The organism is Faucicola osloensis, assembly GCF_020041925.1.
Lineage (GTDB): Bacteria > Pseudomonadota > Gammaproteobacteria > Pseudomonadales > Moraxellaceae > Faucicola > Faucicola osloensis_D.
Genome location: NZ_CP083409.1, coordinates 1460469 through 1472983 on the forward strand (window position 1 = coordinate 1460469; position 12515 = coordinate 1472983).

General features: G+C 42.8%; 14 protein-coding genes. 6 read left to right on the forward strand and 8 right to left on the reverse strand.

All coding sequences use genetic code 11. The features are described 5' to 3' along the window. Positions 1-86 precede the first annotated feature (86 nt). The 7 genes from ispE to metX all read right to left on the reverse strand — a co-directional run bounded on the left by ispE (position 87) and on the right by metX (position 6389). Complete coding sequence (gene ispE, locus LAJ61_RS06455) at positions 87-992, reverse strand: 4-(cytidine 5'-diphospho)-2-C-methyl-D-erythritol kinase (protein ID WP_224053256.1); 906 nt, start codon at positions 990-992, stop codon at positions 87-89. Positions 993-997: 5 nt separating this feature from the next. Further along, positions 998-1231 carry a hypothetical protein gene (locus LAJ61_RS06460; protein ID WP_224053257.1) on the reverse strand — a complete coding sequence of 78 codons (234 nt, stop codon included), beginning with the start codon at positions 1229-1231 and terminating at the stop codon, positions 998-1000. Positions 1232-1311: 80 nt separating this feature from the next. After that, positions 1312-2070 (reverse strand): DpnI domain-containing protein, encoded by a 759-nt coding sequence (locus LAJ61_RS06465; RefSeq protein WP_267460929.1) that lies wholly within the window; start codon positions 2068-2070, stop codon positions 1312-1314. A gap of 70 nt (positions 2071-2140) precedes the next feature. Further along, positions 2141-3388 carry an MFS transporter gene (locus LAJ61_RS06470; protein ID WP_224053259.1) on the reverse strand — a complete coding sequence of 416 codons (1248 nt, stop codon included), beginning with the start codon at positions 3386-3388 and terminating at the stop codon, positions 2141-2143. 239 nt (positions 3389-3627) lie between these two features. After that, complete coding sequence (locus LAJ61_RS06475; protein ID WP_135888607.1) at positions 3628-4209, reverse strand: tetratricopeptide repeat protein; 582 nt, start codon at positions 4207-4209, stop codon at positions 3628-3630. A 359-nt stretch (positions 4210-4568) separates the two neighbouring features. Further along, complete coding sequence (metW, locus tag LAJ61_RS06480) at positions 4569-5177, reverse strand: methionine biosynthesis protein MetW (RefSeq protein WP_007117232.1); 609 nt, start codon at positions 5175-5177, stop codon at positions 4569-4571. Between the two features lie 45 nt (positions 5178-5222). Further along, on the reverse strand, positions 5223-6389 hold the full coding sequence (metX, locus tag LAJ61_RS06485; RefSeq protein ID WP_224054822.1) for a homoserine O-succinyltransferase MetX: 1167 nt from the start codon (positions 6387-6389) through the stop codon (positions 5223-5225). Between the two features lie 175 nt (positions 6390-6564). On the opposite strand from metX, the gene LAJ61_RS06490 reads away from it, so the two are divergent. Further along, on the forward strand, positions 6565-6786 hold the full coding sequence (locus tag LAJ61_RS06490; protein ID WP_224053260.1) for a hypothetical protein: 222 nt from the start codon (positions 6565-6567) through the stop codon (positions 6784-6786). 278 nt (positions 6787-7064) lie between these two features. Further along, positions 7065-8084: a ferrochelatase gene (hemH, locus tag LAJ61_RS06495; RefSeq protein WP_224053261.1), complete on the forward strand. Its 1020-nt coding sequence runs from the start codon at positions 7065-7067 to the stop codon at positions 8082-8084. Between the two features lie 165 nt (positions 8085-8249). Here the strand turns inward: hemH and LAJ61_RS06500 are convergent, their stop codons facing one another. Then, entirely contained in the window at positions 8250-8504 is a 255-nt protein-coding gene (locus LAJ61_RS06500; protein ID WP_224053262.1) for a hypothetical protein, read from the reverse strand. A gap of 172 nt (positions 8505-8676) precedes the next feature. Between LAJ61_RS06500 and LAJ61_RS06505 the strand changes: the two genes are divergently transcribed. The 4 genes from LAJ61_RS06505 to LAJ61_RS06520 all read left to right on the forward strand — a co-directional run bounded on the left by LAJ61_RS06505 (position 8677) and on the right by LAJ61_RS06520 (position 12442). Continuing rightward, complete coding sequence (locus tag LAJ61_RS06505) at positions 8677-9300, forward strand: PH domain-containing protein (protein WP_224053263.1); 624 nt, start codon at positions 8677-8679, stop codon at positions 9298-9300. Positions 9301-9312: 12 nt separating this feature from the next. After that, positions 9313-10032, forward strand: a complete 720-nt coding sequence (locus LAJ61_RS06510; protein WP_224053264.1) for a M48 family metallopeptidase — start codon at positions 9313-9315, stop codon at positions 10030-10032. Between the two features lie 170 nt (positions 10033-10202). After that, positions 10203-11996 (forward strand): M61 family metallopeptidase, encoded by a 1794-nt coding sequence (locus tag LAJ61_RS06515; protein ID WP_224053265.1) that lies wholly within the window; start codon positions 10203-10205, stop codon positions 11994-11996. Between the two features lie 29 nt (positions 11997-12025). Beyond that, positions 12026-12442, forward strand: a complete 417-nt coding sequence (locus LAJ61_RS06520) for a hypothetical protein (protein WP_135888601.1) — start codon at positions 12026-12028, stop codon at positions 12440-12442. Positions 12443-12515: the final 73 nt, after the last annotated feature.

Below are 12515 nucleotides of genomic sequence, written 5' to 3' on the forward strand. Positions count from 1 at the left end.
TATTTTAACCAAAAAACATAAAATTGCAAGCTTTTTTTGGGCATAAACAACAAAATTTTTGCAATTGTTGATTTATCAAAAATTTATTACAGCGTGTGTACCCAATACGCCTGAAAAGGTGAGGATTGTAGCCAGTCTTTAATGCTATTTTTATCAAAATCGCTAGGTACTGGCAAAAACACACAGCTTCCTGAGCCCGTCATGCGCGGTGTGGTGCGGGTGCTGGCGGCAAGCGTCATTAAAACCTGCATGGCAGCATTGACATCTGCAGATAATGCACATACCACAGGTTCAAAAACATTGGTAAAGCCATCGGTTAACTGATTGGTAAAGGCATGACAATGGCTTTGCAAATAGTCATGAGAAAGGCTTGCACAGTCCCGTTTTAGTAGCGGGTGGGCGAAAAGTTCAGCCGTGCTGATATGGGCATCGGGTTTTAACAATAAAAATTGCTGCGCAGGCAAGTCAATCGGCGTTAAAATCTCGCCGATGCCTTCAGCAATGGCGTCTTTGCCAAAAATAAATATCGGTACATCGGCGCCCAGTTTTGCGCCGATGAGGCGTAGCTGCTCATTGCTCAATCCCAGCTGCCATAAGGTATTGAGCGTTGTCAGGGCTGTCGCACAATTAGACGAACCCCCGCCCAAGCCTGCCCCCATCGGAATGTTTTTATCGAGGTGAATGTCAACAATCGGTAATTGGGCGATTTGCGAGTCACTCAAGATTTGATGATTTTTGGCAAAGGCTAATAAGGCAATGGCCGCTTTAACAATCAGATTGTCGGCAGGGTTGTCGGTGACGTGCTCGGCATTGGTAAAGATGACGGGCAAGTTGTCGCCAATGGCTTTATCCGTCTGACTAAAAGTGAGCGTATCGTACAAATCTATCAGCCGAAATACGGTCTGTAGATTGTGATAGCCGTCGGGGCGTTTACCGGTAATATGTAAAAATAGATTGATTTTGGCAGGGGATTGTTGGGTAATGGTCGGCATAAATTTTAGTCAAAATAGTAATGGACATTAGGCAGATGGCTTTGAATAACATTTAGAATATTGTTTTGGATAAACGCTTCATCCATGCCATTATGAAAAATCTCAACATAGTCACTATGCTCGATTCTATCAAATTGAAACAAATAAGAAATTTCTACGTTGCTTTTTTCGTTCGCTTTCTTCATTCGGGCGTTGTATAAACTGCCATTGTTGTTGGTCAAAGTCGATATAACTGGCATAGAAGTTTTCAAATTCACATTGGGCAATCTTCTTAAAATCAGTTGTCTGGATAAATAGTGTCATTGCTTTTTCTCAAATTTTAATATGGTATTTTGCGATAGTTGCCGTTACCCAAAAATTCGATGATATGTTTGTCTCTTAAAATTTGTAATTGTTGGCGAATTTTAGCATGAATATGTTGATTGCTTGGAAATTGTTTGGCAAGTATTGGCGCGTAGGCATAAATATCTTTGAGTGTAAAATTGGGATTAGGCAGCTTTTCAACACATTGCATAATTGCCAACAGCCAACCTTTTTGCTTGGCAGTGGTTTGACGTAAAAATAAATGTTGTTGCCATTGCTCAATGACTGTGTCTTTAGCAACGATATTGCCATTGGTCACTAAAGAAATCTTACCACTTGTAGGCAGTTGGCTGATATCCATTGAGCACATGATGTAATTGGGTCGAGTCGGCAAGCCTTTGGCACGTGGCATAATAATGTTTGGTGTAAAAAAATGCTTAGGGATAACGATGAGATGCTGTACCGCCAAATCCGTTTTACGATAGCACAAGAAGAAAAAACTGGGATTGTTCTCGGCAGCAATTCGCTCAAGCATCGTATGATATGCGCCATCAGCCACTTTATTGCCTATACTTGTGCCTTGTTTGCTTTTTAATTCGTATTCTTCATGGCATTGTGAGCAGAAGAAATCGGCAACAGGTTGATTATTTTGAAATGATTCAATAGCTTCATTGCCGCAACTGGGGCAATAAATATTTTGTTTTAGCCAACTTTCGGTTAACACTCTTGCCACTTGTGAAGGACTTTGATAATTTGCCGCAAGATTTTTATCCAAGAATAGGTGCATAATTTATTTAAAAAACTTTTAATTTAATTTTAGGAAGTGCTATGCAAAACTCATAACATTAAGCATTGGCTTTCATTATTTTTGGCTCTTGAATCGGTAGATTGAGCACAGCAGCCAAGGCAGCCAGCGCCATATCGGCATACCACATATACTGATAATTACCAAATTTATCAACCACAATTCCCCCCAAGTAGGTGCCCAAAAACCCACCAACTTGGTGACTAAACAACACCAATCCAAACAAGGTAGCCAAATATTTGACCCCATATAACTTGCCAACAGTTGCCGCAGTCGGAGGTACGGTGGCAAGCCAAGTTAGACCCAAGCTAACCGCAAATATAAAAAAAGTCGTTGCCGTCTTAGGCGCCATCAAGAAAATCGCAATCAAGATAGTACGGCTCAAATACATCCAAAACAAAATATATTTGCTGCGAAATTGCCCCACACACCAGCCGACAAACAAACTGCCCACCACATTTGACAAACCAATCAACGCGAGCGACCAAGAGGCAACATTACTACCGAGACCCGCCAACGTCACTTCCATCGGCAAATGAGTGACCAAAAACGCAATATGAAAACCACAGGTAAAAAAGCCGATATGCAGCAGCCAATAGTTACGATCGCTAAGCGCGCGTCGGATGGCTTGTGATAGCGTTTCGTGGGCTTGGTTATTGGCAACCGCCGACGAAGCGGCAGGCGCATGTTTACCAACATTGTTACCGTGCGTGAGATAATAAGCCAACGGCAAACACAGCAAACTTGTCCCTGCCATAAAATACATTGCCCCTGTCCAACCTACCAATGGCAGAGCAATTAACCCTTGTAAAATTGGCGCAAATAAAAATTGTCCAAACGAGCTGCCTGCATTGATAATACCCGACGCAGTGCCGCGCATATGGGGTGGGGTTTGATTCGCCACTTGTCCCATCAGCACTGAAAAACTACCCGCACCTGTCCCAAATGCGACCAAAATCCCAAGCGTGACCACCAAACCACCGGCGCTGACAAAATACGGCACACTAAAACAGCCAATCGCCAGTAGCAAAGTACCGAAAAATAGCACCCGCCATGCGCCAAATTTATCCGCCAGTGCCCCTGTCACAGGCTGTGACACGCCCCACATCAGCTGTGTCACCGCTAAGGCAAAACTGATTTGCACAATGCCAATATGCGCGCTAGCATCAATCGGTTTGATAAATAACCCAAGCGATAGCCGAATCCCAGACGTAATCAATAAAATAACCGCAGCGGCGGCCACTAATAGCCAAAGCTGATTTTTTGACGGTAGGGCAGGGCTTGACATAGGTCATATCCAAAAAAAAGTAGCAAAAACTGGGGCAGTAACTACTTGGCTAACGCGCTCGTATCTGAGGCATAAAACTGTACAAAAAAATCCATGAATGCGCGATTTCATACAATCAATGTACGCCGAGCAATCTTGATTAATTTAACCCATAAAAATAAAAAACCCTAGTAAATACTAGGGTCTCAGGGATTTTAATGGTTAGCTTAACACTTAACCCAAAATTCGTTGTATTAAACTTACTTGCTTTGAAACCAAGAATCCGCACGGCTACGTGCAGTGGCGATGTCTTGTGATGACAAGTTTAATGCCAATTGACCGATTTTGCTTTGCGCGCGGGTACGTACTTGGTCTGATAGCATGCCGTCACGAGCTGCTAGGTCATACCATTTGTAGGCATCGACCAATTTCTTTTCTTTTTCATCCAGCATGGCTAGGGTATAGCTGGCACGGTTATCACCAAGTTTTGCCGCTTTTTCTAACCAATAACGCGCTTGCCCAGCATTAGGCTGCACGCCTTCGCCACGAATATACATCATGGCAAGATTTAATTGTGCGGGTGCAATGTCTTGTTTGGCGGCGGTGGTGTACCATTGGATGGCTTGTTGGAAGTTTTGCTGAATGCCGAGACCTTTTTGGTAGCGTTTGGCTAGGAAGAATTGGGCTTGTTGGTTGCCAGTTTTAGCTTGGCTAAGTAATTCCATCGGTTCCATGCTGTCATAGCGTGAGCCATTGAGTGGAATATTGGCAACCAATTCAGCGCTCGCAACGCCCGATAAGCCTAAAAATGCAGTTAACACGGTGACTTTTAATAATTTCATAACCAACTCCGAGTATCAAGCTGCAGCCGTCGCAAGCTTGCCTAGGTTTAGATAAAATAAACTTAATAAATAGGTAAACGAATTAACAGAAAATCTTAAATTTTACAATGATTTAGCTATTCGTTATGTTTTAATAGGATAACGCAATCTTTTGATTGTTTTAGGTTAACACTGTTTGCTTTGCGTTTCAAATATTTAAGTGAAAATGTAAACAGTTGTTACAATATTTCACAGAGGAAACAAAGGCTTGCGACACTTGGTGTCGTGTAGGGCTTTACTTTTGTGACATACTATTATATTAGACGGTAATTTATCCGCTTACAAAATCTTCATAGGCATAGAATCAACGATAAAAAACCTTAATTTTTGGTAACACGATAGATTGCCACATCGGCAAGTAAGTTGGGATTTTTACGGATGATTTGTGCAAGTAGCCAAGGGTAGGGCTTTTCACTTTCTTGCACCGCAAAACGATTGATGATGCGGATGTCATTGTCATCACACAGCTTTTCAAAGTCTTTAAAAGTACACAAGTGAATATTGGGCGTGTTGTACCAAGCAAACGGCAGGGCCTCAGACATTGGCATCATGCCTTTGATACCCAAGTGAATACGGTTTTGCCAATGTGCAAAATTAGGGAAAGTGACAATCACTTCTTTGCCAACACGTACCATGTCGAGGAGTAGTTGGTCAGGCTCTTTGACCGCTTGTAGGGCGCGCGCCATCACCACCGTGTCAAAGCTTGCGTCGGCAAACCGCGCTAACCCATCATTTAAGTCTTGCTCAATGACGTTGACGCCTTTGGTAACACAGTCATTGATTTTAGTTTGGTCGATTTCGATACCATAGCCAAACACGCCCAATTTGTTTTGCAAATGCGCGAGTAAATCACCGTTACCACAGCCTAAATCCAAGACTTTGGCATTGGGTTTGATCCAGCGTTCGGCAAGTTGATGGTCGATTTTCATTCAATTCTCGTTAAATCCAAAGTTAAATCCAAAGTTAAATCTAAGTTAGGCGGTTAAAAAATTAAATACCGATTGACGATAGGTCGGGATATCAAACAAAAACGAATCATGCCCATACGCGGCATCGATATTGATATAGCTTACGGGTTTACCATTGGCAATTAACGCATCCACAATTTCTTGCGAGCGCTCTGGGCTAAACCGCCAATCGGTGGTAAAGGATATAATTAAAAACTTACATTGGGTATTTGCCAATGCCAATCGTAGCGCATCGGTATCACTCAAACTATCATTGAGACTGTCATCCCCAATCGCGCCACGCGCCGGGTCAAAATAATCCAGGGCTTTGGTCATCAGCAAATAGGTATTGGCATCAAAACGTTCACTAAACTGCTCACCTTGGTAGCGTAAATAACTTTCCACTTGAAATTCTACATCGTAGTTGAACATCAGCTTGCCGGCTTTCAAATCGCGTCCAAATTTTACCCGCATCGCTTCATCGGTGAGATAAGTGATATGACCGACCATACGCGCCAAAATCAAGCCGCGTTTGGGGATTTTGCCCTGCTCGATGTAGCGTCCTTCACAAAAATCAGGATCGGATAAAATTGATTGGCGTGCCACTTCGTTAAAGGCGATATTTTGCGCAGACAGCTTCGGCGTGCTGGCAATGACCACACATTTTTTTAGCCGACTCGGATAGTCAATTGACCACTGCATGGCTTGCATGCCGCCCATTGAGCCACCAACAATGGCATGCCAAATGTCAATGCCCAGATAGTCAGAGAGCATGACTTGGGTTTTTACCCAGTCTTTGATGGTGACCAAGGGAAAATCTGGACCATAGGGCTTGCCGGTTTCGGGGTTGGTACTGGTTGGACCCGTCGAGCCGTAGCAGCTACCAATGTTGTTAAGACACACCACAAAAAAACGCGTGGTATCAATCGCTTTGTCAGGACCGATAAAATTATCCCACCAGCCTGCTTTTTTATCATCGCTACTATGATAGCCAGCCGCATGATGACTGCCCGATAGCGCATGACAAATCAATATCGCATTGGATTTATCGGCGTTAAGCTCGCCATAAGTTTCCACCATTAAATCAAAAAATGGCAGCGTGCGATTGCATTCTAGTGTCAGTGGGGTATCAAAATGAATTTTTTGCGGTGTGACGATACCCACAGATTTGCCATCAGATTTGGCAAAACTAATAGGATGATCGTCGTCAAAATTTTTGGGGACAGTCAATTCAGCTTCAGGTAAAATCTTGGTATGTGGTTTGTGTTGCTGTGTACTCACCCGCTTTCTCACTAATTTTTGATTGATAACGCATTAAAAGTATAGCTATTGTAAGGGTTTATATGGGTTATCACAACTTGGAATTCAAATGCCAAATTTAGCCTCATCACCCCACCATACACTCCTATTGTTCAAAGGCTTGGCTCTCACAGGATTGGCGCTCACGGGATTTTTGGCATTGACGTATTTGGCGTTTCATCAGCCGATGTTTTATCAGCCGACAGCGGTTTTGGCTGCCAACGCTAGTACAGTTACAAGCGACACGATGGTCAGCCATTCAAACAGCCACCAAAACCAACAGCCCACATAACCACCAAGCGGACGGTGAATCGGCTAGCAGTCCCTCACAAAACGCAACCTTTGAAAGTCCTATTAAAAGTCCTGCTAAAAGCCCGGTATCCTCTGAACAAAATTCTCGTCTAGTAGATGCGCTATTGGTGATGGGTGGGCTAGGTTGTCATTGATTCAAATATAGCTTAAAAAATGCAACAATTGAGCAATTTTAGGTGATTATCCGGTACGCGCACCCTAGTAAATATGCTAATCTTAACCCCACTTTTTTATGATTTTTTGGATTAAACACAAATTATGAAGCCAAGCAATCCACCTGAAATTGCCGTTGTCCTTGTGAATTTGGGAACACCCGATGCGCCGACTGAAGCAGCGGTGCGCCGCTATCTCAAACAATTTTTGTCCGACCCGCGCGTGATTGAAATCCCGCAGTTTATTTGGCAAATCATTTTAAACTTGTTTGTGCTACGCAGTCGCCCCAAACGGGTTGCCCACGCCTATGCGAGCGTGTGGGATGGCGACTCCCCGCTGCGTAAAATCACGCTTGCCCAAGTGGACTTGTTGCAGCAGCGTTTTGATCAACAGCAACTGCCTTGCAAAGTAAGCGTCCATGCTGCCATGACCTATGGCAAACCTGCGTTAACAGATGTGCTATCGGCATTAACTGCCAAAAAAGTAGAGCAAATGGTGATTTTGCCAGCTTATCCACAGTTTTCCGGTTCCACCACTGGGGCAGTGTTTGATGTCGTCGCCAAATGGGGGCTTAAGCAGCGTAATTTACCCAGCATTAGCTTTGTCAAAGATTATTTTGCTCATCCGCAATACATCCAAGCCTTGGCCCAGAGCGTCAAACGCTTCCAAGCTGAACATGGCAAACCTGAAAAATTGCTATTGAGTTTTCACGGGATTCCCGAGCCATATGAGAAAAAAGGCGATCCGTATGCCAGACGCTGTCGCTGTACGGCAGCGCATTTGGCGCAAGTGTTGGGGCTTGAGCATCATGAGTGGGAATGTAGTTTTCAATCACGCTTTGGTAAGCAAGAATGGGTCAAACCTTATACGGATGTCACCTTAACCGAGTGGGGTAAGCAAGGCATCAAATCAGTACAGGTGCTGAGCCCAGCATTTTCGGCAGATTGCCTAGAGACGCTAGAAGAGTTGGCAGTCGAAAATCGACAGACATTCCAGTCCAATGGCGGTGGGGATTATCATTATATCCCTGCACTCAATATGGATGCTGCGCATATTGACTTGTTTGAATCATTGGCATTGCCACACGTGCAAGCGTGGCAACAAAATCTGCAAGGATGGTATTAATACTTATTATTAAGACTTATTGTTAAAGCTTGGGCTTAAAGCGGATTATTAAGCGCATTCATTAATAGCAAGTCTTATTAACTGCAAGCCAATAAAAAAGGTTGGTAACTTACCAACCTTTTTGGCGTTTTGACGTTTAAATACAAAAAATTTCAGTACAGAAAATCAGTTTTTATAACTTTCATCTGCGGCATCAGGGTCAGCGATATCACCAATGGTCGGATAATGCTCTTCGTTAAAGCTATCTTCAACCAGTAATTCATCAATGCGCTGCTCATCAATATTTTGGCGATGAATCGCGGTCAAACCACTTTCACCCGCTTCAATATGGCTTGATGACAAGGATTCATCATCCAAGTGCACAGTAAAACTATCCGAATCAATATCGCTCAAATTGCTAGATGTTGGCTTGGCTTTCATTTTTGTTCCTTAATTTTCATTTATTGTTTATTATCAGTGTTATGGCGTTATCATAGCCAGTAATCAGCATGACATCTATGTTGCCAATGTGATATTTGTGTTATGTTATCGAAAACAGTTTTTCGCACGACAGCGTTTTTAACAATTTTTATGGATAAAACAGGAAGTGATTATGTTTAAAAATCTTGCCTCAGATGCATTGGGTTTAAGTGACATCGGTAAAATCATCCCACCGAGCCAGTTTAACCAAACCGATATTGATGACTATATTTTTCATGAAGATAACGAGCGCATTTATTTTGTGATTAAGTCAAAAATGGACGAATATTGCTTTACCAATGTCGCCTTTATCCACCTTGACGGTCAGTCGGCGACCAGTAAAAAACGTCTGCTAAAACGCTATCTATACCGCAATTTTCAGCCCGCCAATATCATGATTGAGACCGCAGGCACGATGGATATGGATGCTGAGCTAAAATTTAGCTTGGGCGGTATGGCGTTTTCGATTGATATCGACAAAAATCAAATCGAGCAAATCCGCGACATCTATAAGGCGCTGACTGCGATTAGCGAGCAATGCAAACGCATTGCCCATGAAGAAACGGTGCTAGAAAAATCCTTTAATACCGTCACCAATATGTTTAGCTTACGCGAACTGTCAGAAAACGTGGTGCTTAACTTGCCGGATGTCATCAACCAAACTGTCGCACAAGTAGAAAATGCCTATGGCGAGCGTTTAAAGACCATTCGTAATTATGACTTTGGGACGATTTTTGAGCATTATTTGCGTCAATAATTGCTAAAACTTATGCAAACTGTACTCACCGCCTACGCTGAGCAAGGCATCAAGCTTGCGATTGAAAGCAAACGGGTCAAACATATCAACTTTCGTATCAAATCGATTGATGAAGCACCGTTTACCAGCTTGCTCAGCGTGTCTTACCCCATGCGTATGCCACAACACCTGCTGATGCAATCGCTTGAACATCGCCTTGCATGGGCAATCGACTGTCAGCAAAAACAACGAAAACTTAAACAACTTAAACCCAAAAAACCTGCTTATATCAATGATGTTAAAGACTTGGCAAATTTGACCCTTGAAAGCAACATTTATTTTGAAGGGCAACAGGTTGTAGTCAGAGAGTTATTGTTAAAACACCACATAAAACCAAGCGAGCTGGCGCGATTGGATGTTGGCAAAACCTTACTCTATATTTATAAATTTTGGCTCACTCAATTTATTCAAAATCGCCAAGCGTTTTGGCAAGAAAAAGTCGGTAAATCAGCAGTAAGTATTACGCCCTACACCATGAAGACCCGATGGGGCAGTTGTAGCACCCAAGCCAAAACCATTCGCTTGTCCGTTTGGCTGGCGCAATTCCCGCCAGACTGCGCGGATTATGTGTTGGTGCATGAGCTTTGTCATCTGATTGAGCCCAATCATTCGGCACGATTTTGGGCGCAGGTAGCACGAGTCATGCCAGATTATCAACTGTGGCATCAGCAATTAGAATTTGGCGAGCTGTAACTATTTGAGCCGTAACGATTCGAGCTGTAATTATCAAAGTCACAAAAAAAGCCATCTCGCTATGAGATAGCTTTTTGGTAGCGGTAAAAGTTGCAAATTCCTAAAATCAATCTGCTAAAATGTAACCCTATTTCAATATTTAAATATAATCACTAAAAAGCTGATAAAAAATGTCCCAAATTCATTACCAATTTGATTTTAAAAAATTTCGTGAACACCTTGTCGATGTCACGCTTACGTTTACTGCGGACAACGACGACCCAATCGTTTGGCTACCTGCTTGGATTGCGGGCAGTTATATGATTCGAGAATTTAGCAAACACATTACGGCAGTCACCGCCACCATCCATCACCCCAACGCCAACAACAATCAACGCCTTAAAAAACTTGATAAAAACCACTGGCAAATCCACGCCAAACAAGGCGACCGCATTAGCGTCACTTATGAAGTCTATGCTTATGACTTATCCGTGCGTGGGGCGTATGTCGATGAAACTCGCCTGTACGGCAACTTCACCTCCCTAGCATTAGCGGTACAAGGGCAAGAAAACCAAGCGATTACAGCCGAACTCATTTGCCCGCAAGACTTTTATGAGGTAAACGGTGTGGAAGTCAGCCTAGCTACTGCCTTAGCGGAAAAAATGCACCAACAAGCCGAACAAACCATCTATCAGCTAACTGCAGACAACTACGAGCAACTCACCGACAGCCCGTTTGAAATTGCTGAGCAAGATGAATTTTGGTTCGATGTAGAAAGTGGCGCAAACACCATTCCCCACCGATTTGTGATTTCTGGCGTACACCACAGCGACCTTGAACGGCTAGAAACTGACCTTAGCAAAATTTGTCAAAGCTATGTTGATTGGCTCGGTGATACGCCATTTGATGATTATTTGTTTATGACCATGGCAACTTCAAGCGACTATGGCGGACTTGAGCACCTTGCCAGCACCAGTTTGATTACCCCACGAGATGACCTACCCACATTTTTTGAACAAGCTGAGCCAAGCGAGAGTTATCAACGCTTTTTGGGCTTGTGTAGCCATGAATATTTTCATGCGTGGTGGGTTAAAACCGTGCGTCCCGAAATTTTTTTAACCGCCAATTTTAACCAAGAGACGTACACCACCTTGCTATGGGTGTTTGAAGGCTTTACCAGTTATGTTGATGATTTTATGCTACAAAAAAGCGGGGTTATTTCGCAACATAGCTATCTTAAACTGCTTGCTGAACAAATCAATCGTTACTATCAAACCCACGGACGCGCCCTGCAAAGCGTGGCAGAATCAAGCTTTGATGCGTGGATAAAGCTATATCGTGGTGATGAGAACACCGCCAATGCCGGGATTAGCTACTACAACAAAGGCGCGCTGGTGGCGTTATGTTTAGACTTGACTTTGATAAACCATGGCAAACGTATTTTTGATATGATAAAAGTTTTTTATGACAAAGCCAAAGCCCAAGATAATCGCCGTTTTGGTATGACGGACGCCAATCTGGATGACGTCATGAATGAATGCTTACCCAAAGAGGTTTGGCAAGATTTTAGAGCCAATTATATCGATGGCACGACAGAATTACCGCTATTTGAACTATTGTCAGAACAGGGTGTGAGTATTGAACAAAAAGACGATGATATTACTTGGGGCATGAAATATATGAGCGAGCCTACTGGGTTAAAAGTGCAACGTGTTGTGCGAAATAGCCAAGCCGCCGCTGCAGGGATTTCTGCTAATGACGTCATCGTGGCAATTGATGGGTTGAAAGCGAGCGAAAAATGGCTCAAAGCCACGGCTAAAACCCAAACAATTAGTGAAGATCCGGCCGTGTGTCATGTATTTCGTCGTGATGAGTTGCTGGTGCTTGAAGTGCCACCCGTGAGTGACGTGCATGTTAAACAACCGCAAAAATGGACGTTAGCCAGTGATGCTAACGACAAACTAGCTAATTGGTTAAATTTTTAAACCCTTAATTTATTTAGAATCTAATGGATATGAATAAAGAATTCTGTTTGAGTGATTATGATTTAGGTTGGTTTTGCTATGATAACAATGGGAAAGTTGCGGTTTTATTTAGTAATGGGACAACCGCAGTTTTACCACAAGCCTTAATGTATTATGACTATCTGTATAATTATTTTTATACCAAATTTAACTGTGATGAAAAGGCTAATTGGGAAAATGGCGAGTTAAAGTCTTTCACTGATGCAGGACTACTCGTATATGATACTGATTTAAATAGCATAGGTACATACAGCGTTTGCAACAACCCATTAAAAAGTTGTCATATCTCAACGTTACCAAAATCTATCGCTGATAGATTACCAAAGTTTGAAGGTGTTTTTTCAACAACTATTACAATACCTATTCAACCCGATGTAATTAATCTTGCAAAAATAAAGCAAATCTAGTAAAATTCGGCTTCCAATTTTATCAATCCATCCTGTGTTGGCTTTAATCGGTTGGGTGTTTGGGTGAATTTTT